Consider the following 25,065-nt stretch of genomic DNA (forward strand, 5'->3'; position numbering starts at 1 on the left):
AGGAAGACCGATAAGGGACCATCCCGCTTGTCCGGTCGCCGCAACGCAGGCGGCGACCGGACAGCGCGACAGAGGCTGTACGCTTAGTACGAGGTCTTGCACTCTGGCGTGTCACGGCTGGGCAAGCCGATCGCGTCAAACGCCGCTTTGTCGATGCCCAGCGTCTGGTTCACGTTCTCTTTCGTGGCGACCAGTTGGTTGGCAAGCGTGCCATCGTCCAATTGCACCACCTCGGTGATGAAGTTGGTTCCGATCGCCTGCCGGTTCTCATCCAGCGTGATGGTCCCGTTCGGGGCCTCAAGCGTGATGTTGGACAAGCAATCGCGGAACCCGGCCTGACCCTCTCCCAAATTGCCCTCGACCGTATCCATGCATTGCAGCACTGCCAGCGTGGCGTTGTAATAGCCGGTGGCAAACAGGGACGGCGTTGGGAAACGCTCGCTCTCGGGGAAGGTCTCCTGATACAGTTGCACAAAACTGGTCCAGCGCGGATCGTCCCACGTGTCGGCCTGGGGCCCCGACGATGGCACCCCGACCAGCGCTTCCTTGGCCGAGCCCTGACTGTTCAGCACGGTGCCATCCACCATGATGGTGCCGCCGATCAGGTTCGCCTCGCCGCCCGCTTGCTGGTACTGGTTCAGGAAGTTAACGGCATCGCCGCCGCCCAGCCCCAAATAGATGGCGTCGACATCATCCGGTAAGGCCGCGATGATTGAGCCGAAATCCTTGGTCCCAAGCGGCACCCAGAACCGGTCGGTGATCTCGCCGCCCGCAGCGCAATACTCCGTCGCAAAGCCAAAGACCTGTGTGTAGATGAACGAATAATCCTCGCCCACCGTGGCCACGGTCTTATAGCCCTTTTCGTTGAAGACGTAATCGCCCAGACCCGCTGACCACTGCGCCCCATCAATATTGAAGCGGAAGAAGTTCTCAGAGGGGGTGACATAGGTGGTCTCCATCGCGCCGGAGATCCCGTTGATGAAGGTGACGCCGGGCTGGGTCTTGGAATAATCCCGGATCGCGATGCCTTCCGAGCCGGACAAGGGGCCGATCACGATATCGACCTGATCCTGCTCGACCAGTTTGCGCGCCGCCCGTACCGCGCTGTCCGGAGTGGTGTCGGTCGAGGCGACGATCACTTCAATGGCGCGCCCCCCGGCCATGTTGTCCGCCTCTTGCAAAGCGGCTTCCAAACCGCGGATGCCGTCCTCGCCCAAGGCGGTATAGGTGCCCTCCAGCGTCGCCAGAACGCCGATCTTGACCGGACCCTCATGGGATGCCGCCTGGACCGAAGTTGCCCCTGCCGCGATCAACGCCAGCGTGGACAAGGTGTTCAGATAGGGTTGTCTCATCAGTTCCTCCCGATGTGGGATCCTGGCGCACTGCGTGTACGCACGTCCCTGACAAACCGTCGCAGGGAAGCCGCGCACAACGGATCGCGCAGAGTGCGCCGGCGTAACGCAGGGTCTGTTTTTCAGCCGCGCGGACCGGTCCTGCGGCACCATTTGGCCCCCAAATCGGGTCAGAGTGCCCCCTCCGCCATCCAGAATCGGTGGCCGCCTCGGTTCGTGGCCGGGATCGCCCCCCGCGTCCACCACCGGTATCGTCACAACGCTGGCGTCCGCTTCCGGCTCAATCGGCGCAGCCGGGCCGGTCTGGCACCGCCGCGGCCCAGATGGACGGTTCAGGTGGCCGCGGCCAATGCGATCAGCGCCCGATCCTGACCGGCAGCGCCGATCAGGCTCAGGCCCACCGGGCCGCCATCCACCACCCCTGCCGGGACCGATAATTGCGGCAATCCCCCCAGACCCGCCGGGCATAAGGACCGCAGCGCGCGCGACCGGAACGCATCCAACGCCGCCGCATCCATATTGCAAAGCGGGGCCGGGCTGGGACAGGTCGGCAGTACCAGCACAGTCTCTGCCGTCATCACCGCGGCCAGACGCTGACGAATTTCAAGGCGATGCGCCCGGGCGTCAGCAATCTGACCCTCTGTCAGGGCGGCGGCCATGGCAAAGCGCTCGGCCACGCCGGGGCCAAATTCTGGCTTGGCCGCTTGCACCCAGTCGCCATGGGTCTGCCAGATTTCCGCAGCCTGCGTGATCCGAAAGGTCTCACACCAGCGGTCGATGCCGTCCGGGGCGAGCACCACCGGACAGGCCGGCCCCATCCGGGCCTCAAGATCCGCCAATGCCGGGGCCAGCGCCGCCACTGTCTCCGCATCCGCCTGCGCCCACAGATCCACCGGCAACAACAGTTGCGTCGGGGCCTCTGCGGCGGGCAACCCCATCGCCTCGGCAACCCGGGCCATCACCGCGCCATCACGGGCAAACCAGCCACAGGTGTCAAAGGATGGCGCCAACGGCCGCGCCCCGGTCAGCGGCAACAGCCCATGGGTGGTGCGCAATCCCCAAACGCCACAGAACGACGCCGGCGCCCGTACCGATCCGCCGGTGTCGCTGCCCAGCCCGATATCGACCAGACCCGCCGCCACCGCCGCCACCGACCCCGAGGACGACCCCCCCGGCACCCGTCGTGGATCGGCACTGTTTTTCGGGGTGCCGTAATGGGCGTTCACCCCCAGCAGGCTATAGGCCAGCTCGTCAGTATGGGTCTTGCCCAGAACCGTCGCCCCAGCCGCCAGAAAGCGGTCGACCACGGCCGCATGGACCTCTGGCACCGGATGCTGCGCCGCCCAGTCCGGACTACCAAAGCCAGTGACATGGCCCGCCACATCATAAAGATCCTTGACCGCAAGGGTCAGTCCACCTAGCGGCCCATCCGCCGCGCCAGGCAGGGTAAAGGTCTCGATAAAGGCGTCTGCGGTGTCGTCCATAAGTCCCCCTCCGGGCAAGTGCAGGTCGGGCAGCGCGTGGCACAACCGCAGCGCCTTCTCATTGATCATACTGTGGTTGCCTAGGTTCGGCCACCGCTTGATCGGCCCGCGCATCCCGCTCCCGGCAGTCCGACACAGGGCCCGACGAAAGTCCGATAAAAGTCCGACGTTAGTCCGACATCAGCGAAACATGGGCGGCGACGATTTTCCAGCCCCCCTCCAGTCTGGCCCAACTGTGGCTTTGACGCCCGATCCCGGCGCTGCTGTCGCGCCGAAACTCGGTATTCGCCGTCGCAAAATCCCGCCCAAATGTGGTGATCACGGTCGATCGCAATTCTCGCGCCAATCCCGCCGACGGCCGCGCCTTGCGGAACGCCAAAATCTGCGCGTGGCCGTAAAGGTTCTCGGTCGCGCCATAGCGGACCACGGCAGAGCTGTCCCAAAACAGCCCGTCCAAAACCGCGACATCATTGCCCGTCAATGCCGCCTCATAGGCGTTGAATGCCGCCGTGACTTCGGCCAGAACCTCGGGAATATTGATGTCCATCGTGTTGATTTATCCTTATTTTTTAGCAGGTTCGCGCGTCAGTATCCCAGCGCGGCCCCATCCTTGCGATGATCCGATCCGGCGATATAGCCCGTTCCGTGACGCGCAATCAGTTGCGCCCCGCCAAAGCCAAACGCATTGTCCGGTGCCTCGCGGATAATCTCATGCCCGAGGGCGGTCAACGCGGCCACTGTCGCGTCCGGCATCGTCGATTCCACCGCCAGCTTGCGTCCGGAAATGACCCGCCAACGCGGCGCGTCGCTGGCCGTCTGCGGCGACTGCCCGAACAGCACCATACGCACCATCATCTGCACATGGCCCTGCGCCTGCATCGGACCGCCCATCACCCCAAAGCTCATCCAAGGCGCGCCGTCGCGCATGGCAAACCCCGGAATAATGGTATGAAACGGGCGCTTAGCCGGTCCGACCTGATTGGGATGTCCCGGCTCCAGCACAAATCCGGCCCCGCGGTTCTGCAGGTGAATGCCGGTTCCCGGCACCACCACCCCCGATCCGAACCCGGAAAAATTCGACTGGATGAACGACACCATTCTGCCCGCTTCATCCGCAGCCGTCACCATCACCGTGCCCCCCATGGTCGGCGCGCCAGCCCCCGGGTCTTGCGCCTGCGCCCGGTCGATCAACGCCGCCCGGCGGGTTAAATAGCCATCATCTAACAGCGCCTCTGGCGTCACCGCCATGCTGCCGGGGTCCGAGACGAACGCCTCGGCATCTGCCAAGGCCAGCTTCACCGCCTCGATCTGCAAATGCAGGCTCGCAGGGTCGTCCGGATCTGTCGCGTTGAGGGCCAGACGCTCCAAGATCCCCAAGGCAATTAGGGCCGCGATGCCTTGGCCATTTGGCGGAATTTCATGCAGTTCAGTGCCATGAAATCCCGTTTGGATCGTGCCACACCAATCGACCCGGTGCGCGGCCAGATCCGCTTTGCTCAACGCCGCACCGTGGGACGCGGCGGCCGCTGCGATCCGCTCGGCCAAGGCCCCATGATAGAACGCATCACCGCCGGTATCGGCAATGGCAGTCAGGCTAGCGGCCAGATCGGGGTTGCGGAACGTCTCGCCTGCATGCGGGGCGCGGCCGCCCGGCATGAATGTCTCGGCAAAGCCCGGCTGGTCCTGCAACTGCGCCGCACCGATCTTCCAAAGCTTTGCAATTGTTGGCGATATCGCAAAGCCATCGCAGGCATAGCCGATTGCAGGTCCAAACAGGGTTGCGAAAGGAAGCGCCCCAAACCGGTCAGACAGCGCCCGCCATGCAGACACGGCCCCCGGGACGGTCACGCTGTCCCAGCCGCGCAACGGCATGGTGGTCTGACCAGCGAACCGGTCGGGATGCCACCCGGCGGGCGACCGTCCCGAGGCGTTTAGGCCGTGCAATTCGGCCCCGTCCCACACGATGGCGAACGCATCACTGCCCAGCCCATTCCCGGTCGGTTCCACCACCGTCAGCGTGATCGCCGTGGCGAGGGCGGCATCGACAGCGTTCCCCCCCGCCAGCAACATCCGCAGTCCGGCTTGGGCCGCAAGCGGCTGCGAGGTCGCCACCACATTGCGGGCCAGAAGGGAACTGCGATGGGTCGGATAACAGCTTTCAAACGTCATAGCGGACTAAAACCCTCATATCGGACAGTGTGTTGCGGGCGGCGAACCGACCGCTCCTGTCTCACGGTTATATGGCGTTTCGCGCGCCCGTCATCTTGTTTTGGCGATTGTTAGGCGGCTTACCATCTTGCCAACTGGCAATTGATCACGACAGCAGGCTGACGCGCAGATGCTGTCTCGTTGGCCTGCGTTGCGCACCCGGCGTCGGATCACGATGCGGCGATCACGACGTTGAATTTCCCGGTCGAACCCATACCTACCCTGAACAACAATACTTAGGCCTTGGCACAACTGCGCCCCCGACGAGGTCTATCGGCCCACAGAATGGAACCAGATCTATGACCCAATCCGACACCGCAAATCGCAAATTTGTTCTTGCCGAACGTCCCAAGGGCGAACCGACGGAACAAACCCTGCGCCTTGAGACCGACGCGGTTCCGACCCCCGGCAAGGGCGAGATGCTGTTGCGCAATGAATACCTGTCGCTTGACCCTTATATGCGCGGTCGGATGAGCGCCGCCAAATCCTATGCCGATCCGGTCGAAATCGGTGACGCTATGGTCGGCGGGACAGTGTCGCAGGTTGTGCGCTCGGATGTGTCCGGGTTCGAAGCGGGCGATTGGGTCGTCGCCTTTGGCGGCTGGCAGGATTATGCTCTGTCCGATGGCACCGGCGTGATCAACATGGGCAAATCGCCTGAGCATCCCTCATGGGCATTGGGCGTACTTGGCATGCCGGGTCTGACCGCATGGGCGGGACTGACCCAGATCGGCCAGCCGAAGGCGGGTGAAACGCTTGTGGTCGCCGGGGCCAGCGGCCCGGTCGGCGCAACCGTCGGCCAGATTGGCAAGATCCTCGGCCTGAAAGTGGTCGGGATTGCCGGCGGCGCCGAGAAATGCGCCCATGTCGTTGACACGTTAGGGTTTGACGCCTGCATCGACTACAAGGCCGACGGGTTTCCCGATGCCCTGAAACAGGCGGTACCTGACGGCATCGACATCTATTTCGAAAACGTCGGCGGCGCGGTCTTCGACGCGGTACTGCCTCTGTTGAACCCCTCGTCCCGGATTCCGGTTTGTGGTTTGATCTCGCAATACAATGCCACCTCGCTGCCCGATGGTCCGGACCGGATGAACTATCTGATGGGCCAGATCTTGCGCCTGCGCGCCACCATGCGCGGCTTCATCGTGTTCAATGATTTCGGCCACCTCTACCCGGAATTTGCCAAACAGATGGGCGATTGGGTCTCGGAAGGCAAAATCAAGTATCGCGAAGAGATGATCGAAGGCTTGGAACAAGCGCCTGCCGCGTTCGTTGGGCTGCTCAAGGGCGAAGCGTTTGGCAAGCGCGTCATCCATTTGAACGATTGAACCAACACAAAGGAGAGAGACCATGAAGATCCTGATGGTTCTGACATCTCACGATCAACTGGGTGATACGGGCGAGAAAACTGGCTTTTGGCTGGAAGAATTTGCCGCGCCCTACTACGTCTTCAAGGATGCGGGGGCCGAGGTGACTTTGGCCTCACCGAAGGGGGGGCAACCGCCGCTTGATCCCAAAAGCGATAGCGAGGATGCCCAAACCGACGCGACCAACCGCTTCAAGGGCGACCCCGAGGCGCGACAGGCGCTGGCCAGCACCGCCGTGCTGTCCTCTGTCGACGCTGAAGGTTTCGACGCCATCTTCTATCCCGGTGGGCACGGTCCGCTGTGGGATCTGGCCGAGGACGCAGACAGCATTCGTCTGATCGAAACCTTCTGGTCCAGCGACCGCCCGGTCGGGGCCGTCTGCCACGCCCCCGCGGTGTTCAAGCACCCCAAAGGCAGCGACGGCAAGCCGTTGGTGGCCGGAAAGACGGTCACGGGCTTTACCAACACCGAAGAAGAGGGCGTTGGTCTGACCGACGTGGTTCCGTTTCTGGTCGAGGATATGCTGAAAGCCAACGGCGCCGATTATGAAAAAGGCGACGATTGGGGCGTGTTCGTGGTGATGGATGGCAAGCTGGTCACGGGCCAGAACCCGGCCTCATCCGAAGAAGCCGCGCAAAAGCTGTTGTCCTTGCTCTGACGCCAACGATGGAAGGGGGACGGCGTGCCCGCCCCCCCTCTGACCTTACCGGGCCGCCCGATGTCGGTCAGGGTTGGCGTGCCAACAGTGCCTTGATCTCATCCAAGGTCGGCATGGACGCCGCAGCCCCCGGCCGGGTGACCGAAATCCCGGCTGTGGCACAGCCGAACCGCACCGCATCAATCGGGTCAGCCCCGCGGGCCAGTGCCGCCGCAAAGCCGCCGTTAAATGCATCGCCCGCGCCGGTGGTTTCCAGAACCGGCCCGGCCAAAATGGCCGGAACATGCACGGTTCGCTCAGGGTTGTGATAGAGAACGCCCTGCGCCCCCAACGTGATTATGGCGGCCCCGACGCCCTGCGCCACCAACGCCTGCGCCGCGCGGCCCGCCTCTTCCAAGTTCGTTACCGGCAAGCCGGTTAGGGCTGCCGCCTCGGATTCATTCGGGGTGAGATAATCGCAAAGCGCCAGCATTCCATCCGGCAATGCGGCTGCGGGTGCGGGGTTCAGGATGGTGATGGTGCCGCCGTCCCGCGCGATCAGCAAGCCGCGCAGGGCCGCATCCATAGGCTGTTCCAGCTGGGTCATAAACACCGCAGCACCGGTGATCAGATCGCGCTGCGCCTCGACATCCGCCGCGACGATGGTTCCGGCGACCCCGGGACTGACGATGATGGCGTTATTGCCAGTGGCCTCTTCGACGAAGATATAAGCCGCACCGGTATAACTGTCGGCATGACGACTGACCACCGGCACCACCCCGGCGTCTTGCCAGATCGACAGCGCCATCTCGGCAAAAGTATCCTCGCCCAACCGCGAGAGAAAATGCACCGCACCCCCGGCCCGCGCCGCCGCCACCGCCTGGTTGGAGCCCTTCCCGCCAGGCCCCAGTGCAAAGCTGTTGCCCAAAATGGTCTCGCCCATGCGCGGCGCCCGGTCGGCGCGATAGGTGGTATCGGCGACGAAGACGCCCAGAATGACAATTTGATCGGACATGGTGTATTTCCTCTTCAGGCGTCTTCAGGCGTTAAGCGTCCGGCGGGATTACGCGTTTGCGGCACAGGATGCAGCCAAAAAGGCACAACTGTCTGGCCCGATACTCCGCATAATCTGCGCCGTCCTTGGCATAAAAGTCAACGCGGTCGGCGCTGACCATGAGCTGGGGCGGGCCTAGCTGAATTGGGCAAGAACCGCTTCGGCGACACTGACGCCTAGCCGGCCATGCGACGCCTCGGTCAGATGAATGCCGTCCAAAAGATCAACCTCGGCGCAAGCGCCAGCGTCCAAAAACGGAACCTGCATCATTTCGGCAATCGCGGCAAAGCGGCTAGCAAGCACCTGAGATTTTGCCGCCCCACCCTCGAACATCTCAGACAAACTTCCGGCCTCAACGATCGGCGGCGGGCAGATCAAAAGCGTGGCAGGTGCCGCCCCGTTCGGACCGGCATTTGAGGCCCGAATGACAGACAGTAACCGCCCCGCCGACCGGGCGATATCCAAAGGTGTGACCGCAAACCGGTGCTTCAAATCATTGGTGCCCAACATCACGATCACCAGATCCAGCGGTCGGTGGGTCTCTAACAGCGCGGGCAGAACCGTCAGCCCGTTCTTATGCGCGCCTTCGACCGGATCGTCATGGGTAATGGTGCGCCCGGGCTGACCTTCCTCGATCACCGACCAGTCAGGCCCAAGTGCCGCCGCCATAACGCCGGGCCAGCGGTGGCTGTGATCCAGACGCGCCATCTCGCCAAGGACTGCAAGGGGACGGGTGCCGTGGGTGTTACTATCGCCAAAGCATAGAATGCTGCGGTGTGTCATGGAAAGTCCTCAAGGTGAAACGGGGCAAGATTTTAAACGGGTGCCGGGATCGCGCATAGGGCGACCACACGACAGCGGAAGCAGCCGGGCATGCAGTATCGGCTGGGCGGTTCGCCGCGCGTCATCTGGCTACCGTCACCCATCGTCACAGCGTCGGGCTGAATGGGTTTTCGATCGCCACCCCGGTGGGGGCGAAATCGTCGACATTTCCGGTGACGACAGTGGCGCCTTGTGCCAACGCCGTGGCCGCGATCAGCAGGTCAGCCCCAGAATGGCCCAGTCGCGCCGACAAACGGCCCCAAAGGCGGGCCTCCTCCGCGCCGAAGGGTAAAATCCGATCCGAAAACAGCAGAACGGTCCGGTCAAGCCACTGCCGAAGATCTGCCGCAAATTGTGGGTTGCGGCGCTCCTGCTGGGCAATCCCGCGCTCGATCTCGCCCAAAGTGATGACGCTGATGGCCAGATCCTGTTCGGCCCGCCCGGACAACCAAGCCGCCACCTGCGGCGCACGATCCGGTCGGCGCACCGCCGAGATCACATTGGTGTCGAGAAGAAAAATCAAAACGAGACGTCGCGCGGCACAATCTGCGTCCGGTCTGGCCCCGCATCCTGATCCGACGCGCCGGCCGGAAAGGCCAGAAGATGCGCCACAAACCCACCCCGGGTCAGGGTCGCCCCTTGCAAGAGCCGGTCGTACTCGCTGACGGACATCACCACCACGGCGGGCTTGCCCCGTCGAGTGACCTGTTGGGGGGTGCCTGCCAACGCCGCGTCGACCACGGCGCTGAACTTGTTCTTCGCGTCTTGAACCGTCCACATATCAGCTTGTCCTGTCTAGCTAACTGGCTAGCTTAATCTGGGCGCTCTGACCGGGCCTGTCAAGTCAGCCAGCCCTAGGGCGCAAAGTTTCAGGTGCAGGCGGACGCGGGCTCCACTAAACCCCGGTTAGGACATACGGGAGGACCACATGACCTTGAAAACACGCCATTGGGATCGGCTTGGCACTGGCGGGCTGACGTTCACTGAACTGGGGTTTGGCACGGCGCCTTTGGGAAATCTGTATCGCGCCATCAGCGATGACGATGCCCACGCCATCTTGGAGGCAGCCTGGCAGGCCGGGGTGCGGTACTACGACACCGCGCCGCTGTACGGGCTGGGCTTGTCGGAAACCCGGCTGAACCGGTTCCTGCGTGACAAGCCGCGCGATGCCTATGTGTTGTCCTCGAAAGTCGGGCGCTTGCTGGCGCCCTGTGCGCCTGATCAGCGCGATGGATTGCGCAAATGGTTCGACGTGCCCGCCCGCAAAGAGGTCTATGATTTCTCGTACGACGGAGTGATGCGGTCGGTGGAATTCTCGTTAGAGCGGCTCGGCACCCATCGCCTCGACATGCTGTTCGCCCATGACATCGACATATTCAATCAAGGCTGCCAAGCGGCTGTGGACGCCCGGATCGATGAACTGATGGCGGGGGGCTATCGCGCCTTGGTCGAGATGCGCGATCAGGGGGTTATTTCTGCCTTTGGGGCGGGAGTGAACCAGTGGGAACCGTGCCAGACCATGGCCGAACGGGGTGATTTTGACATCTTCCTGTTGGCCGGTCGCTATACGCTTCTGGAACAAGAGGCACTGCAAAGCTTTCTGCCACTCTGTGTCCAGCGCGGCATTGGCCTTGTCATTGGCGGGGCGTATAATTCCGGCATCCTGGCCACCGGTCCGCGGGACGGGGCATTCTATAATTACGAGATTGCGCCACCGGACGTGCTGAGCCGCGTTTCTCAGATCGAAGCAGTGTGCACCGCGCACGGGGTCCGACTGGTCGATGCCGCCTTCCAGTTTCCCTTGATGCATCCCGCCGTGTTGTCCGTCATCCCCGGCGGTCAAGGTCTGACTGAGATGTCATCCAATGTGCGGGCCGCTGCGGCCGAGATCCCGGCGGCCCTGTGGTTGGATCTGAAAACAGCCGGGTTGCTGCATCCCGACACACCGACGGAGCCGCGATAATGACCAACTTGATCGACGCGCATCAGCATTACTGGAACCCGGCCCGGGGGGATTACGGTTGGATGCCCGCCGATGATCCCATCCTCTCCCGCGCCTATGGCCCTGCCGATTTGGCCCCGCTGCTGGCAAAGAACGGCATTGGCCACACCATCCTCGTACAGGCCGCGCCCAGCATCGCGGAAACCGAGTACATGCTGGGACTGGCCGATGCGACGCCCAGTATTGCGGGCGTGATCGGCTGGGTCGATTTCGAGCGCCCGGACGATTTGACCGCCCTGACCCGGCTGGCGCAACACCCCCGGTTCTTGGGGGTGCGCCCGATGATTCAGGATCTCGAAGATGACAACTGGATGCTGCGCGACGACGTGCAATGGGGCTTTCAGGCCGTCCGGGATCTGGGTCTGCGCTTTGAGGCGCTTGGCTTTGCCCGGCACCTGAAACAGTTTCGCACCATCCTGACCCGCTATCCCGAGATGGCCACGGTCATCAACCATTGCATGAAGCCGCAGATCTGTGATCCGCAAAGCTTTGGGCCTTGGGCCGATGGCATGGCCCGCTTGGCGGCGGACACCACGACCTTTTGCAAGCTGTCCGGGCTGGTGACCGAAGCCTCTGCGGACTGGACCATTGCCGAATTGCAGCCCTATGCCGATCATATTCTGCAGGTCTTTGGACCGGGCCGGGTGATGTGGGGCTCTGACTGGCCGGTATGCCAACTGGCCAGCAGCTATGACGATTGGGTGACGGCCGCCCGCACCCTAACCGCCGGGCTTAGTCCCGCGGACCAAGCCCTGATCTTTGGCGGCACCGCCGCGACCTTCTATGGGCTGACCGCCTGACAGAAGCGGCGGCTTGCAACGGCCCAACATGTCCGCAAGCCGGGCAAGTTGGGCCAACGCCCCCGCATCGGCCCCGGCCCACACCGGTTGCCGTCCCGAGGGCAGTGTCGGACGACAGAGCCTCTTCAGGCAGTCCGACGCTGAATACAGCGAAATCCGATATGGCTCATGCCGGTCTCAATCATTTGGGCATGGCGCGCCGCCGGGCGGTAACGCCGACAATAATTCGGGGCGCAAAGGAACGATCCGCCTTTCACAACCCGCCGCGGAATGCTGATGGTCGGCTGGCGCGGATCGAGACTGGTTTTGCGCTCAGGTCCACGCGGGTCAATGATTGCGCAGCAGGATGGGTTTGTTGCATCCGCAGGTGTGTGCGCTGCGGTGAACCAGTCCATCGTCCATTCCCAGACGTTGCCGCAGACCTCAAACAACCCATAGCCGTTTGCGGGAAAGCTGCGCACCGGACAGGTGCCGGTAAAGCCATCGCTTTCAAAGTTGCGCCAAGGAAACGGTCCTTGCCACGTATTGGCCATAAACTGACCATCAGGGTTCAGTTCGTCGCCCCACGCAAATTCGGCGCGGTCCAAGCCCCCGCGGGCGGCATATTCCCACTCGGCCTCGGTCGGCAATTCCTTGCCGGCCCAAGTCGCGTAAGCAGACGCATCCTCAAACGCAATCTGCACGACCGGATGATCCTCCCGTCCGATGATGGTGCTGTCTGGCCCCTCAGGATGGCGCCAGCATGCGCCGGGGGTCCACGCCCACCAGTTCCGGTAGTCGGTGAGGTCCACCGGACCATCGGTCATCCGAAACACCAAGGATCCGGGCACCAGCATTTTTGGGTCTGCACCGGGATAATCGGCAGGATCAAGCGGCCGCTCGGCGACAGTGACGTAGCCGGTTGCGGCGACAAAGACGGCATACTCCGCGTTGGTCACAGCCGTCTCATCAATCCAAAATTCACTGATCGTCACCCGGTGCGCTGGCTTTTCATCGGCATAATGCCGGTCAGACCCCATTTGAAACGTGCCCCCCGGAATATGACGCATGGCTGATTGGACAACAGGCGCAGCAGCAGAGTTCATCGTGTATCCTTTGACTAACTATTGGGCGCAGCGGCGACACTGTCATCGACGGCGCGCTGCGTTCTGACGGACCCCAACCGCACCAGAACTCCGTCCCCAAACCTCGCCCTAACGCATCCGCCCCCGGCTGACGAGGCCGGCCTTTTGGCAACCGGCTTGATCACAAAAGTTCCATCCGATCCGTGTGCCATCCGCATGCCCATTTTCGGGAAAATCGCACAAATTGTCAGGAAAACCAAGGCGGATACTGGAGGTATTACCGGGGGTACGTACCGTACCGCAGTTGAAGGAACCGACCGGCAGGCGCATGCAAAGTTTGGCAGCTGCAGTGGCTGTCACATTGCACGAGGCGACGCGGTGACCAAGCTTGGGGCAATTATCACAAGACTTCCGGCGCACGAGCTGGCGATCCGCCGGCTAAGCGCGATAGATGCCAGTTTTTTATCCGCGTGTGAGGACTTTGAAGCTGGCGCCGCCGCGATGCAATTATGGGCGAATGCAGGGCCCGGATACACCGCCCGCACCCAGGAATATCGGGATCTACTCGCAGAGTTGGAAGCCGAAATTCTGACCGATCTTGCCACACATCTGCAGCACATACCGGGGTCGGACACGGACGTGACCGCGGATCACGCCTTCGATTTGCCGCGACATTCCAAGAACTAGAGGACGAAACATGACACAACCAAGACGAACATCCGCCTTGACCTGTGCAAGCACGCTTGCATTGGGACTGGCCGCATTCGGGGCGATCACGCCTGCGTCTGCACAAGAGACCCCGACGCAACCCAACATTCTGTTCATCATGGGCGACGACATCGGCTGGATGCAGCCGTCGATCTACCACCGTGGCCTGATGGTCGGCGAAACGCCCAACATTGACCGGATCGGCAATGAAGGCGCGATGTTCACCGATTATTATGCCGAGCAAAGCTGCACGGCAGGGCGAAACGCGTTCTTCACCGGGATGCAACCGCTTCGGACCGGCATGATCATGCCGCAGCTTCCGGGCAGCCCAAGCTATCTTCAACCCGGCACCCCGTCGATCGCGGTGTTCCTGCGCGATCTGGGCTATTCAACCGGTGAGTTCGGTAAGAACCACTTGGGCGATCACACCGACGCGCTGCCAACCGCGCATGGCTTCGAGGAATTCTGGGGTTACCTCTATCACCTCGACGCAATGCAGGGCGTCAGCTTCCCCGACATCAATGCAGGGCCGACCGATCAGGCGATTGCGCCGGTCTGCAAGAACACCCCGATCCCGGGCCTGACAGAAGTTGCTGGCGCGGTTGATCCAGCCACCACCATCTGTCTGACCCCGCCACGGCCGGTGATCCATTGCACGTCCAGCGACGGCACCTCGGCCAACCAGACCTGCACCGATGAAGGCCCGCTGACGCTTGAGCGGTCCAAGACCGTGGACGAGGAAATCTCGGCCCAAGTCATCGACTTCCTCGACCGCAACGATCCTGAGAAGACCGACAAGCCGTTCTTCGTCTGGTACAATCCCGCCCGCATGCACATCACCACCGTGCTGTCGGACGAATACGCTGACATGCTCGGCACCAAAGGCGGCAAAGACTGGGGCGCCAACGAAGTCGGCATGAAGCAGATGGACGACAACATCGGCTATGTCTTGAAGAAACTCGAAGACATGGGCGAGCTTGACAACACCATCGTCATCTTCACCACCGACAACGGCGCAGAAACCATCACGTTCCCAGATGGCGGCGTGACCCCGTTTAAGGGCGGCAAACTGAGCACTTGGGAAGGCGGCATGCGTGCGCCTGCTGTCATCCGCTGGCCCGGGCACATCAAGCCCGGCACCGTGTTGAATGACATCTTCGCCTCGCTCGACTGGATGCCGACGCTGGTCGACATCGCCGGTGGCCCGAAGCAAAATGACCTCAGAGCACAGATTGAGAAGGGTGAGTATCCCGGCATCGTCAAGACCACGCTCGATGGGGTCAACCAGGTCGATTACCTGCTGGGCGAGTCCGATACCGCCGCTCGTGATACGTTCATGTACTATTCTGGCAAGGATCCGTCAGCCGTACGCTTCAAGAACTGGAAGATGTACTTCGCGATGGTCTCGGACGCTCCGACCGGCTTCACGACAGGCGTCGTCCCCTACCACTGGACCCAGATCGTCAACATCAAGCGCGACCCGTTTGAGACATCGATCGGCAGCCAGCTGAAGACCCTACAGGGTGTGGGCGGCGCACTTGCCGGGCCGCTCACCGCCTATGCCTATGACTGGAACCTGCTGCCGATCGGCCAGCAATTGTGGCTTCGGGAACTGGAAACCTACCACGACTTCCCGCCAATGCAGGACCCCTCCAGCTACAACCTTGAGGATGTGATCCAGCAGGTCAAAAACCTGAACACGTCCAGCCACGCGGGGCAATAAAGCGCGGATCGGCCACGGCCCCACTTAGAGGGGGCGCGCCACTGAACAGTTTGGCGGGCGGCGGCAAGGGCAAGTGTCCCCTGCCGCCGCTGTGCCACACGTCGCGGACGACGACCGCCGCTGACCTATCACCCGGATTGGTCCGCACTGGGCGGCCCCTCCACCGATCGAATTGGAAACCACGATGACACCACGCACGAGATTTCTGGCCGCGGCGCTTGCCACGTTCTGTTTTCCAGTCGCAATGCCCGCAGTGGCGCAGGATGCCGACAGGCCCAATATTCTCGTCATCATGGGCGACGATATCGGTTACTGGAACATCTCTGCCTACAACCGGGGTCAGATGGGCTATCGCACGCCCAATATTGACCGCTTGGCTGAAGAAGGCGGGATTTTCACGGATTATTATTCTCAGCAATCCTGCACCGCCGGGCGCGCCGCGTTCATCACCGGGCAGAGCCCGATGCGCACTGGCCTTCTGAAGGTTGGTCTGCCAGGAGCCAAGGAAGGGCTACAGCCCGAGGATCCGACCATTGCCGAACTTCTGAAACCTCTGGGTTACATGACCGGTCAGTTTGGCAAAAACCATCTTGGTGACCGCAATGAATTCCTGCCCACTGTGCACGGTTTCGACGAATTTTTCGGCAATCTTTATCACCTGAACGCCGAGGACGAGCCGGAACATCCGGATTATCCGAAGGGCACGGAATTCCATGATAAGTTCGGCCCACGCGGCGTGATGCGCTGCACCGCGACCAGCGATGTGGTGCCCGGCGAGGACCCGCGCTTTGGCGCAAACGGGGCCCAAAACTGTGAAGACACAGGCGCGCTCGACAAGAAACGCATGGAAACTGTGGACGAGGAATTCCTCGACGCGACCCTCACCTTCATCGACCAGGCCCATGAGGCCGAGAAACCGTTCTTCGTCTGGTTCAACCCCAGCCGTATGCATATCTGGACCCGTCTCAAGCCGGAGTCGGAAGGTGTAACCGGGCTTGGCATCTATCCTGACGGCATGGTCGAACATGACGGCCATGTGGGCCAAGTCCTTGACCGGCTGGATGATCTGGGCATCGCTGACAACACCATCGTCATCTACACCACCGACAACGGCGCCGAGACTTTCTCTTGGCCGGATGGCGGCACCACGCCGTTCCGGGGTGAAAAGAATACCAACTGGGAAGGCGGCTACCGCGCCCCTGCCCTGATCCGTTGGCCCGGCCATGTGGCGCCGCGCACCGAAGTAAACGGCATCGTCTCGGCCGAAGACTGGCTGCCGACATTGCTGGCCGCGGCTGGCGAACCCGACATCAAGGCCGACCTGCTCGAAGGCCATACGGTCGGAGATGCCACATTCAAGGTTCACCTCGACGGCTTTGACCAGAGTGCGCTTCTGGCCGACCCGACGTCCGAAGATCCGCGACGCTCGTTCTTCTATTGGACCGATGATGGCGATCTCGCCGGACTGCGCTACGACCAGTACAAAGCCGTCTTCATGGAACAGCAGGCGCATGGTCTCGAAGTTTGGATGCAGCCATTGGTGCCGCTGCGTGCACCGAAAATCTTCAACCTGCGGTCTGATCCGTTCGAACGCGCCGATCACGAAGCTGGCGGCTATGAGCGCTGGTTCGTCGAACATATGTTCGTGTTCGTGCCGGCTCAGGAAATTGTCGGGGAGATGCTGCAAACCTTTCAGGAATTCCCACCTCGGCAAAAACCCGGCAGCTTTTCCATTGATCAAGCGATGGAAGTTCTGATGAATGCCAAAGGCAGCAACTAGCAAAAAAGGACCTGACCTATGCGACACTCATTTGATCCAGAATTTAAAGGCACCACAATGCTTCGAACCCTGACAATTGCATTTGCCCTGCTGGCTGCCCCGCTGCCACTGGCGGCGCAGGACGACCCGTTGCCGTCTTGGAATGAAGGTGCGGCAAAGACCGCCATCCTGGAATTTGTGGCACAAACGACTGCCGAGGGCGAAGCAAGCTACGTCGCCCCCGACGACCGCCTCGCCACCTTCGATCAAGATGGCACCCTTTGGGTCGAGCAACCCCTCTACGGTCAGGGCTTTTTCGCCCTCGACCGGCTGGCAAAAATGGCGCCCGACCATCCCGAATGGAAAGACACCGAACCGTTCAAGTCGGTGCTGACCGGTGACCATGCGGCGATGGCCAAGTTTACCGAAAAGGACTGGATGGCAATCGTCGCCGTGACCCATGCCGGCATGAGCACCGACGATTTCGAGACAATCGTATCGGATTGGCTGCCGACGTCGAAGAACCCGATCTTCGACGCGCCGGTGACTGAACTGACCTATCAGCCAATGCACGAAGTGATGGATCTGCTGCGCACCAACGGCTTCCAAACGTGGATTGTCACCGGCGGCGGGCAAGAGTTCGTGCGGGCCTATGCGAATGACGTCTATGGGGTTCCGACCCAGCAGGTCATCGGGTCGAGCATCGCCACCAAATACCAGATGGTCGACGGCAAGCCTGTCCTGATGCGCGATGCCAAATTGTTCTTCAATGACAATGACGACGGCAAAGCGATCGGCATCAACCTCTTCATCGGCAAACGCCCGCAAATCGCATTCGGCAACACCGAAGGCGACAAGGAAATGCTGCAATGGACCACGGCGGGCGACGGGCTGCGGCTTGGGTTTCTGCTGCTGCATGATGACGCCGACCGTGAGGTTGCTTACGGCCCAGCGAACGGATTGCCAGACACCAAAGTTGGTACGTTCAGCGAGGCTCTGATGGATTCCGCCGAGCAGAATGACTGGACCGTCATCAGCATGAAAAACGACTGGAAAACCATTTTCGCAAAAGGGGTCGAAAAGGTTAAGTAATCAAGCACACACCGATGCGCGGAACCACAGCTGGGCATTATTTCAGTAGTCCCGCGTAAGGCGTGACTACCGCCTTCCCCGCTTGGGTTATGCCACGCGAACGATCTCGGCGGTGCCGGGGTCGTTGAAGCGGTTCATGAGTGCGATGCGGGTTTGGATTTTGACAGTCTGGCAGCCGGGGTCTTTTACGGCGATGCGTTCTCCGAATGCCTTGAGACAGCGCAGCGTCGCCTCGACGCCCCTACTCCCATGGTATCCTTTCCAGCGTGTCCAGAACGCTGTGCCATATTATCGTATTGCGCGCAGCGTCACGCGCCATGATCGCCTTGCGGCACCGGCGTTGACCGTCCAGATATTGGTCTTGCCACGATTTAATACTACAGTTGTATTTTGAGTCTAGTTTTCCGATGAGCTCTTGCGGCGTCGAGTTGATGGGCGCGTCGCCATCTCGACCAATCCCAGATGACATTGGCGGCAAGAATAGAGCGCAAGAGAAGGCGTGCAAGCAGGTGACGGATTTCCGAGGCTAGATATCGTCCCTGATCGGCCAGTTTCGGAACGATTTGGCTGGGCGGGAGGCTGGCGAATTCCGTTGAATTACAGACATCCAGCACGGCCATGCGCTCCACCAGGCTCAGCTTGTTGGCCGGTTCAGGACGCAGCACAATGGGCCGCTGATCCGGCTGCGCCTGACCGTCTTTCCTCCAGCGGCGCAGGGTGCGGTCGCTGATCTCCAGCTCGGCACAGGCTTTGGGGCGTCGCGCGCCAGCACAGACAGCCTCATCGATCAGGGCGATGGCGCTTTGGCGATGTGGGGTGCTGATCATGCGTCCTCGTCGCCCCCCCCCAGATCGCCGCGGCCTTTTTTCTGAGAACCAGAAGTGCTGCTGTCTCGGCCAAGGCGCGATCCTTGCGGGCAAGGTCGCGTTCCAGCTCCTTGATCCGTTTATGTCCGTCCTTCGTCATCTGGTTTAGCCGGGCCGAGCTGGTCCGTTCCCAATCATTGGCCTCGCGAGCAAGCGCCGCGCCAAGCCAAAATTTGCTCCGGGAAAATCCCACGCGTGCGGCAGTATTCGGCCAGGTCAGCCTCATTCAACGCCGCCGTTTCCAGCACCGCCGCGAACTTATCACGCGAACTCCACCCTTCAGGTCCAGCGTCAGCATCCGGCAAAAGCTGCCCTTTGCCGCGCGCCTCAGCCCGCCACTTGTGAAGGGTCGCCTCCGATATCCCTTCTTCCTGTGACAGCTGCCGAATGGCTATGGTGTTCGGCGGCAGCATTCGTTTCAGCACCGCGGCCTTGCGTTCCGGTGAGTATCCCACGTCATCATCCTATCCCGCCCACCTGAGAAATAGAGGAAAAATAGAGCGGCGGACAACTACGCTGACACAGGGGGCACTGGCCAACCCGACGACGAGAAAAGTTCATGAGTCGTCTCAAATCCCCTAGCTAGGCGCACCGGCTTTTTTCAGCCCATGACCAAAACAACGCCATCTTTCGTCCGAGGCGCCACGGCCTTTCCGCCAGATCCTACCGCCACCCCCGGGCTGACGCGTTCAGCCCGTAGAGTGACTATACCGAAGAAATGACCGCATGAAGGCCACGCCGCTATTGATCAGGCCTCGCACGAACAACCTGACAATGCCCCGGTGACTTCTTCTTGTAGGGCGATCCCAGTAACTACGCCTGTCGCTGCGATCTTTACTTCGTCCTTGGTGTCGGCGGGCCGGGGAAGGTCCAAGTGCCGTTCTGGATCGCCTCCTCGGGTTCGTACATGCGCACTGCGTAGTTCCAGCCCTCCATGATCGGCAGGCAGTTCTCGACGCCATCGCCGCAGTCACCGAACCGGATGGTGTAGCTGCCGTCACTGTCTGGCTTGGCGGTCAGATTGTTGAGGCTGTAAGCCTTGAGGGCGTTCTCCTGAAAGTACCCCTTGGCATTGTAAAGGCTGATCGACCAGAATCCCTTGACCGGCACGTCTGCGACCTTGAGTTCATAGGCACCCACCGGCAGGTCGGGCTGCACATTGACGTAGACAGCAGCCGAGTCCGGCAGGCCACCCCAAGCCGAGGCCGTACCAATCATGAAGTTGACTGCATTGACCTCGTCCTTCGAACCGAAGGTGTGGATATAGCGCTTCAGGCCCTTGGCCAGATCCAGAATGGGGCTCAGCGTCGCCTCATAGCTGGCGTGGTCATAGTCGGGCATGGTGAAGGCAGCGTCGGACCCGGCCGAAATTTCGATCATGTCCTGAAGCTTGTGGGCCGCCTCCAAATCCGTCGCATCTTCGGGATTTGCAAGGGTCCGGATCACGATGCCCACGACCGGGGTATCAAAATCGTCAACGGTCAACTCATGCGTACCGGCACCATAGAACACCTTATTGACGTAGCCATCGTTGTTGATGATCATCAACGACATATACCGTTTCCCGGCATCCGGCAGGGTGACCGTGGCCCCGTTCGAGATGTCGACAACGCCCAAGCTGTACAGCGTGTCGCGGTTCATCCGGATGACATTCTGTTTGTCGATCGGCGTCGGGGTCCGGTTGCTGTGCAGTTTGTTGATGCCACCAGCCAGCTTGATGATGCCGTCAAATTCCATGTCGGTCTGAGCGCGGTCGAAGTTTTCGACATTCACGGTGATCGGTTCGGCAGATGCCGCCACCGAAGCCAGGATCGCGGTCATCGTGACCGTGAGAGAAAGAACGCAGAGGTATTTCATAGCGTTGGGTGCCTTGTGGAAGAGGGATTTGTCAAATTGGGCGAGGCCGCCGGGCGGGTTATTGCACCAGCTCGATCTCGCCGGGACGCCAGCTTTTGTTGATCCACGGCTCCAACGGGCCGTACATGCGCAGGATGGTGAACCAGCTCTTTTCTGGCACCGTTTGAAGCCAGTTGCCGTCCTTACCCTCAGGGGCTTTCGGGCTGAAATAGATGTCATACGAGCCGTCCGTGTTCTGCGTCATGCCTTTGGTTTGGCTACCGACGGTTGGGAAGCTTTGGCTGGTCTGCAGTTGTGAGCGGGTCTGGGTGTCATAAAGTGTAAGCGCCCAGAAATCATTGACGGGGACATCTTTCGGCAGATGCAGCTTGTAGGTTTTCGACCCATCGAACGGCTGCTGAGTGGCATCAAGAAGCGCCAGCGCGTAATCCGACCCTTGCCCCGGATGCGTGGCCGCCATGGCCGGGGTCACCCCACCGGCGTTGAAATAGTACAGCGTCCGGGCATCCAGCCCCATGATGCCATCGGCTTCAAAGCTGGTATTCTTGTTGGCGAATGCAGTGGACCAGACGCTGCCGGGGTCATCCGGGTAAATCCGAACGCCGTCGATCCGTGGATAATAAGTGATCGAGCGCGCGGTCGCTGCACCAAGCGTGGCGGCCTCGGTCAGCAGCTTTTTCATCCGGTCATCAGGCGCGAACGGCTGGCCCTTGACGATGCCGAGGGCGGCAATCTCGCCGCGCACATCTGGGGTGATGGCATCGATCGGCTCTTGCTGAATGATCTCGTTCAGTTGCTCAAAATAGCTAAAGTCGCTTGGGAGGATGGTGTTGAACGCCATGTTGGAGACATTGACGAATTCCGTCGCCGCCGGGTCCGCCGCGTCTTTCAGAGGATAGACCCGCAGCTTGGAGGTGATGTTCTCAACCGCGGGCTTCAGCCCATCCGCAATTGAGCCGCGCAGGAACAGGAAGTTCCGGTTGGTTGGTGGCTTCAGCAGGAAATACCCGTCCGGGATCTCGCCGGTATAGCCGGGGGGAACCACTAGGTACTTGCCGCCCTTGCCCTGATCCGGTCCGGTCACCCCCATGTTGCCGACGAACCGCTGCCAGGCATCGTCAAGAAACCCCAGCATGCCGGGTGGGATCTCGATCACCGTCGGTCCGTCAACGGCAAGGTCGGTGTAGGTATAGGCATAAAGCGTCGACGTGTTGGCCGTAACGACCAGTGTCTCGGAATCCATCAGCTGCTCAAAGACCGCGATCTTGTTCGCCCCCTTGGCTCCGGCGTCGGCAAGGCCGGTACGCACGCTGTACATCGACACCGCGCCAACATTGTCGAGAAACACATCCGTTCCACGCAGGCGGTCGAGGTTGTCATAGAGTGTGTCCGCAGTCGCGGCGGCCGGCACCCCGTCGAAGAAATCAAGCGTCCCAATGGCTGTCTCGACCGTGTCGGGAATGGAGATGGACTTCAGGGTCTCGGACGAGACCTCTCCGAAGGCAGATCCTGCTGAAACGACAAGGGCGAATACACTCGTGGCAGAAATCAGGCGGGGCATGGGTCAACTCTCCAGTCTGGATGTCTTTGGTTGATGCTGAACTATCTCTAAATGGGCGTCTGGTCTGCCCATTTCGCGCCAATCTGTCCTGCCGGGTGCCGAGACGTTGCGAAAGGTTGTGGGCGACATGCCTGCCCATCGACCAAATGCCCGGGCGAAGCCGCCGGGGGTGCTGTATCCGACGCGATCTGAAATCTGCTGCACACTCAATTCCGTTTCCCGCAGCAAGGCACCGGCAATGCTCAGCCGCGTATCGTCAACGATTTTCCAGAACCGGAGCCCCTGCTCGGCCAATCGACGTTGCAGAGTGCGCGGGCTGGTGCCCAATTCCGCGGCAACCAGATCAAGGGATACCGACCCAGACAATGTTTGTCCTGCGATGACCGCGCGAACCCGGGGGATCGCGGGATTGTGTCTGCGTATTGAACGCGGCATGAGGAACAGTGATCCTGAGGAACTTGATGTGCTCAGTGTGTCTGGGTAAAGGTGCCTTGTCCGACCATATCGCGCCACTTTCGGGGCCTCGGACAAAGGTACGGGACAGTTGGGCAATCGGATCGCAATCGTCAGGGCGGCGCACTTGCTTGACTACCTCGCCGTGATGCGAGGCTTCGGCGCACCGGTGGAGCGTGATCTCGAACGCTCGCTCTTACCCCCCTCAGTCGAAGAGACGCCAGAACTGTATGTCAGCGTCCCATTGGCCCTCGAATGGGTCGCCCGGTGCGGCCGTGATGTCGAGCCGATGGAACTTGGGTTCCGCGCCGCACGAACGGCGTCTTTAGCATCTCTCAAGCCATCGCATCAGGCCGCAATCATCGGGGGACAAACCGGTCTTGACAGGATCAAAGCCTTGCTGTGTGTTGCGCGTCTGGAAGACAGCGACTTTCGGGGGACCCTACGTGCGGAAGGCGATCAGGTCCGGGTGTTTTGCGGCACAGCTCAGCTTGAACGGCATCCCTTTATCTGTTTTGCCGAATGGCTAAATCTGCAAGGGGTGATCTCGGTTTTGCGCAGCGTGGCGGGGCAGATGTGGTGCCCGCACGAGATTTGCTTCGTGACGCGCTATCCCCCGACCCAGATCATTCGCGAAGCCTTTCCGAATACGCGCATCCTTGTCGCACAGCCCCACACGTCCATTCTGGTTGACCGCACCGATCTGGCGTTGCCGACGCACGACGCAGCCCCTCAGGCCCTGTCTCTTGTGGACCGGCTTGACGACCCCGCCGAACAGTGGACCTTCGCAAGCCTCCTGCGGCAGGTTGTCCAACCCTATCTGAACGATAGCCGCCTCGATCTTGCCATGACAGCCGACATGGTCGGGATGAGTAAGCGCACCTTGCAGCGGCGGCTGGGACAGTGCCACTTGTCGTTTTCCGATGTCCGGCAGGAGGCGCGTTTCAACGCGGCCCGCACGCTGCTCGAAGATCCAAAAGCCAAGATCATCGATGTCGCAATAATGACTGGGTATGAGAACCCGCAACACTTCACTCGGGCATTTCGCCGTCATACAGGTGTCACGCCGACAATCTATCGCCGGAAACTGGCCGCACGTCGCGATGGGGTGAATGCGAGCATGATTTGCAAGTAGGTGCGTAAGATGCGAATGAACGGCGTAAATCCCGAAGCTTGGCTTGCCTGGGTTCTCGAGCGGATCGCTGATCATAAGATCAACCGCATCGATGAACTCGCGCCATGAAACTGGACGCCGAAATAGGCGTCAAGCGCTGCGGGACCGGACGGATACGTCGCTTGTCAATCACGGTGACATAATGGGCCATTTACCGGCGCAAAAAGGGGCCACGCTCGGGATGTCGGTGGCACTCTGGCGCGTGTGCTCACCACATAGCTAACGCGTGCCAGAGCGCGCTGGCCGTAGGCCAGCACTGATGCTGTTTTGGGGAGTTCAGTCCTGGAGTTTTCGGCTCTGTTTCAGCCGGTAGCTGTCGCCGTTCATTTCCAAAATATGCACATGGTGGGTTAAGCGATCCAGGATGGCACCGGTAAGGCGTTCGGAGCCGAAGACAGAGGTGGTCCTAGATTTTAGACCAGTTTTCCGCCGATCCAAGCTATAGCATTGGGTTCATGTCAGGCGGCGACTTTCAGGTGTTGATTGTGGGTATCATAAGCCTCACCGGGCGTCAGCAGCCCATGCGATGAGTGTGGGCGTTTTTCGTTGTAGTATGTGATCCAGGCACCGATCCCCTTGCGGGCTTCCGAGCCGGCCTCGAAGGCGTTCAGGTAGACGCACTCGTATTTCAATGATCGCCAGAGCCGTTCGATCATGCGGTTGTCGATCCAACGACCGCGCCCGTCCATCGAAATCTTGACCTTTGCGTCGAGCAACACTTCAGTGAAATCGGTGCTGGTGAACTGGCTACCTTGATCGGTGTTGAAAATTTCCGGCGGGCCGTATCGAAGCAGGGCTTCTTTCAAAGCCTCTACGCAGAATCCGGCATCCATGGAGTTTGAACCGCGCCGGGTTTGCCGGAGGCTGAATTGTCTTAGTTACGCGGCCATATCTGATCTTTCCATAGCAGCATAGAAGTTTGCTTCTGCCTCAGCGGGCGGGATATTCCCGATAGGTTCCAGCAGGCGGCGATTGTTGAACCAGTCGACCCATTCGAGGGTGGCATATTCGACGGCTTCAAAGCTGCGCCAGGGGCCACGGCGATGAATGACCTCAGCTTTGAATAGGCCGTTTATCGT

General features: G+C 60.9%; 24 protein-coding genes and 5 pseudogenes. 11 read left to right on the forward strand and 18 right to left on the reverse strand.

Going from position 1 to position 25,065, the window contains the following annotated elements:
* Window positions 1-83: 83 nt before the first annotated feature.
* The 4 genes from BV911_RS15125 to BV911_RS15140 form a co-directional block, all read right to left on the reverse strand.
* Window positions 84-1,352, reverse strand: a complete 1,269-nt coding sequence (locus BV911_RS15125) for an ABC transporter substrate-binding protein (protein ID WP_086054459.1) — start codon at window positions 1,350-1,352, stop codon at window positions 84-86.
* 332 nt (window positions 1,353-1,684) lie between these two features.
* Window positions 1,685-2,905: an amidase gene (locus BV911_RS15130; RefSeq protein ID WP_240512270.1), complete on the reverse strand. Its 1,221-nt coding sequence runs from the start codon at window positions 2,903-2,905 to the stop codon at window positions 1,685-1,687.
* A 100-nt stretch (window positions 2,906-3,005) separates the two neighbouring features.
* On the reverse strand, window positions 3,006-3,383 hold the full coding sequence (hpxZ, locus tag BV911_RS15135; RefSeq protein ID WP_205963866.1) for an oxalurate catabolism protein HpxZ: 378 nt from the start codon (window positions 3,381-3,383) through the stop codon (window positions 3,006-3,008).
* 38 nt (window positions 3,384-3,421) lie between these two features.
* A complete protein-coding gene (locus BV911_RS15140; RefSeq protein ID WP_086054461.1) occupies window positions 3,422-5,005 on the reverse strand; it encodes a gamma-glutamyltransferase family protein in 1,584 nt (527 codons plus the stop codon).
* Between the two features lie 338 nt (window positions 5,006-5,343).
* Between BV911_RS15140 and BV911_RS15145 the strand changes: the two genes are divergently transcribed.
* Both BV911_RS15145 and BV911_RS15150 read left to right on the forward strand, forming a co-directional pair.
* The gene (locus BV911_RS15145; RefSeq protein ID WP_086054462.1) at window positions 5,344-6,375 is read left to right on the forward strand and encodes an NADP-dependent oxidoreductase; all 1,032 of its coding nucleotides are present in this window, start codon (window positions 5,344-5,346) and stop codon (window positions 6,373-6,375) included.
* Window positions 6,376-6,397: 22 nt separating this feature from the next.
* Window positions 6,398-7,072, forward strand: a complete 675-nt coding sequence (locus BV911_RS15150) for a type 1 glutamine amidotransferase domain-containing protein (protein ID WP_086054463.1) — start codon at window positions 6,398-6,400, stop codon at window positions 7,070-7,072.
* A 67-nt stretch (window positions 7,073-7,139) separates the two neighbouring features.
* On the opposite strand, the gene BV911_RS15155 is transcribed toward BV911_RS15150, so the two are convergent.
* From BV911_RS15155 to BV911_RS15175, 4 genes are all read right to left on the reverse strand, one after another.
* The gene (locus tag BV911_RS15155) at window positions 7,140-8,066 is read right to left on the reverse strand and encodes a ribokinase (RefSeq protein WP_086054464.1); all 927 of its coding nucleotides are present in this window, start codon (window positions 8,064-8,066) and stop codon (window positions 7,140-7,142) included.
* Between the two features lie 174 nt (window positions 8,067-8,240).
* Window positions 8,241-8,888 carry an SGNH/GDSL hydrolase family protein gene (locus BV911_RS15165; RefSeq protein ID WP_086054466.1) on the reverse strand — a complete coding sequence of 216 codons (648 nt, stop codon included), beginning with the start codon at window positions 8,886-8,888 and terminating at the stop codon, window positions 8,241-8,243.
* 145 nt (window positions 8,889-9,033) lie between these two features.
* Window positions 9,034-9,450, reverse strand: coding sequence for a type II toxin-antitoxin system VapC family toxin (locus BV911_RS15170; protein WP_205963867.1), 417 nt, complete (start codon window positions 9,448-9,450; stop codon window positions 9,034-9,036).
* Complete coding sequence (locus BV911_RS15175) at window positions 9,447-9,707, reverse strand: type II toxin-antitoxin system Phd/YefM family antitoxin (protein WP_086054467.1); 261 nt, start codon at window positions 9,705-9,707, stop codon at window positions 9,447-9,449. The genes BV911_RS15170 and BV911_RS15175 overlap by 4 nt, the downstream gene beginning before the upstream one ends.
* Window positions 9,708-9,855: 148 nt before the next feature.
* Between BV911_RS15175 and BV911_RS15180 the strand changes: the two genes are divergently transcribed.
* Both BV911_RS15180 and BV911_RS15185 read left to right on the forward strand, forming a co-directional pair.
* The gene (locus BV911_RS15180) at window positions 9,856-10,890 is read left to right on the forward strand and encodes an aldo/keto reductase (protein ID WP_086054468.1); all 1,035 of its coding nucleotides are present in this window, start codon (window positions 9,856-9,858) and stop codon (window positions 10,888-10,890) included.
* Window positions 10,890-11,729, forward strand: coding sequence for an amidohydrolase (locus BV911_RS15185; RefSeq protein ID WP_086054469.1), 840 nt, complete (start codon window positions 10,890-10,892; stop codon window positions 11,727-11,729). The genes BV911_RS15180 and BV911_RS15185 overlap by 1 nt, the downstream gene beginning before the upstream one ends.
* Before the next feature lie 125 nt (window positions 11,730-11,854).
* Here BV911_RS15185 and BV911_RS15190 read toward each other — a convergent pair whose 3' ends face one another.
* On the reverse strand, window positions 11,855-12,814 hold the full coding sequence (locus BV911_RS15190; RefSeq protein ID WP_240512271.1) for a formylglycine-generating enzyme family protein: 960 nt from the start codon (window positions 12,812-12,814) through the stop codon (window positions 11,855-11,857).
* A gap of 144 nt (window positions 12,815-12,958) precedes the next feature.
* On the opposite strand from BV911_RS15190, the gene BV911_RS15195 reads away from it, so the two are divergent.
* From BV911_RS15195 to BV911_RS15210, 4 genes are all read left to right on the forward strand, one after another.
* On the forward strand, window positions 12,959-13,480 hold the full coding sequence (locus tag BV911_RS15195; RefSeq protein ID WP_139840106.1) for a hypothetical protein: 522 nt from the start codon (window positions 12,959-12,961) through the stop codon (window positions 13,478-13,480).
* 10 nt (window positions 13,481-13,490) lie between these two features.
* A complete protein-coding gene (locus BV911_RS15200) occupies window positions 13,491-15,224 on the forward strand; it encodes an arylsulfatase (protein ID WP_086054471.1) in 1,734 nt (577 codons plus the stop codon).
* Between the two features lie 184 nt (window positions 15,225-15,408).
* A complete protein-coding gene (locus BV911_RS15205) occupies window positions 15,409-17,004 on the forward strand; it encodes an arylsulfatase (RefSeq protein WP_086054472.1) in 1,596 nt (531 codons plus the stop codon).
* Between the two features lie 57 nt (window positions 17,005-17,061).
* Window positions 17,062-18,075, forward strand: a complete 1,014-nt coding sequence (locus tag BV911_RS15210) for an HAD family phosphatase (protein WP_086054482.1) — start codon at window positions 17,062-17,064, stop codon at window positions 18,073-18,075.
* Between the two features lie 87 nt (window positions 18,076-18,162).
* On the opposite strand, the pseudogene BV911_RS20040 reads toward BV911_RS15210, so the two are convergent.
* From BV911_RS20040 to BV911_RS19220, 3 genes and pseudogenes are all read right to left on the reverse strand, one after another.
* Window positions 18,163-18,387: pseudogene (locus BV911_RS20040) on the reverse strand (IS5/IS1182 family transposase); the annotation flags it as partial.
* 65 nt (window positions 18,388-18,452) lie between these two features.
* Window positions 18,453-18,902, reverse strand: coding sequence for a helix-turn-helix domain-containing protein (locus BV911_RS15215; protein ID WP_086054473.1), 450 nt, complete (start codon window positions 18,900-18,902; stop codon window positions 18,453-18,455).
* Window positions 18,903-19,075: 173 nt separating this feature from the next.
* Window positions 19,076-19,396: a transposase gene (locus tag BV911_RS19220; RefSeq protein WP_256388266.1), complete on the reverse strand. Its 321-nt coding sequence runs from the start codon at window positions 19,394-19,396 to the stop codon at window positions 19,076-19,078.
* Between the two features lie 74 nt (window positions 19,397-19,470).
* Between BV911_RS19220 and BV911_RS20045 the strand changes: the two are divergent.
* Window positions 19,471-19,641, forward strand: a pseudogene (locus BV911_RS20045) (IS6 family transposase); the annotation flags it as partial.
* 134 nt (window positions 19,642-19,775) lie between these two features.
* Here the strand turns inward: BV911_RS20045 and BV911_RS15230 are convergent.
* The 3 genes from BV911_RS15230 to BV911_RS15240 all read right to left on the reverse strand — a co-directional run bounded on the left by BV911_RS15230 (window position 19,776) and on the right by BV911_RS15240 (window position 22,725).
* Window positions 19,776-20,762 carry a DUF1214 domain-containing protein gene (locus BV911_RS15230; protein WP_205963868.1) on the reverse strand — a complete coding sequence of 329 codons (987 nt, stop codon included), beginning with the start codon at window positions 20,760-20,762 and terminating at the stop codon, window positions 19,776-19,778.
* Between the two features lie 94 nt (window positions 20,763-20,856).
* Entirely contained in the window at window positions 20,857-22,359 is a 1,503-nt protein-coding gene (locus tag BV911_RS15235; RefSeq protein WP_086054475.1) for a DUF1254 domain-containing protein, read from the reverse strand.
* Between the two features lie 3 nt (window positions 22,360-22,362).
* Complete coding sequence (locus tag BV911_RS15240; protein WP_168184098.1) at window positions 22,363-22,725, reverse strand: helix-turn-helix transcriptional regulator; 363 nt, start codon at window positions 22,723-22,725, stop codon at window positions 22,363-22,365.
* A gap of 214 nt (window positions 22,726-22,939) precedes the next feature.
* Between BV911_RS15240 and BV911_RS15245 the strand changes: the two genes are divergently transcribed.
* Together BV911_RS15245 and BV911_RS15250 are read left to right on the forward strand one after the other, a co-directional pair.
* Window positions 22,940-23,947, forward strand: coding sequence for an AraC family transcriptional regulator (locus BV911_RS15245; protein ID WP_139840108.1), 1,008 nt, complete (start codon window positions 22,940-22,942; stop codon window positions 23,945-23,947).
* A 12-nt stretch (window positions 23,948-23,959) separates the two neighbouring features.
* Window positions 23,960-24,055: pseudogene (locus tag BV911_RS15250) on the forward strand (transposase domain-containing protein); the annotation flags it as partial.
* Window positions 24,056-24,262: 207 nt separating this feature from the next.
* Here BV911_RS15250 and BV911_RS19780 read toward each other — a convergent pair.
* From BV911_RS19780 to BV911_RS15265, 3 genes and pseudogenes are all read right to left on the reverse strand, one after another.
* Window positions 24,263-24,388: pseudogene (locus BV911_RS19780) on the reverse strand (ATP-binding protein); the annotation flags it as partial.
* A gap of 56 nt (window positions 24,389-24,444) precedes the next feature.
* Window positions 24,445-24,834 (reverse strand): annotated as a pseudogene (locus BV911_RS15260) (transposase); the annotation flags it as partial.
* 30 nt (window positions 24,835-24,864) lie between these two features.
* The coding region (locus BV911_RS15265; RefSeq protein WP_139840022.1) for an IS3 family transposase at window positions 24,865-25,065 on the reverse strand (201 nt) is incomplete at its 5' end.

This window comes from Pseudoruegeria sp. SK021, assembly GCF_002119405.1.
Lineage (GTDB): Bacteria > Pseudomonadota > Alphaproteobacteria > Rhodobacterales > Rhodobacteraceae > Meridianimarinicoccus.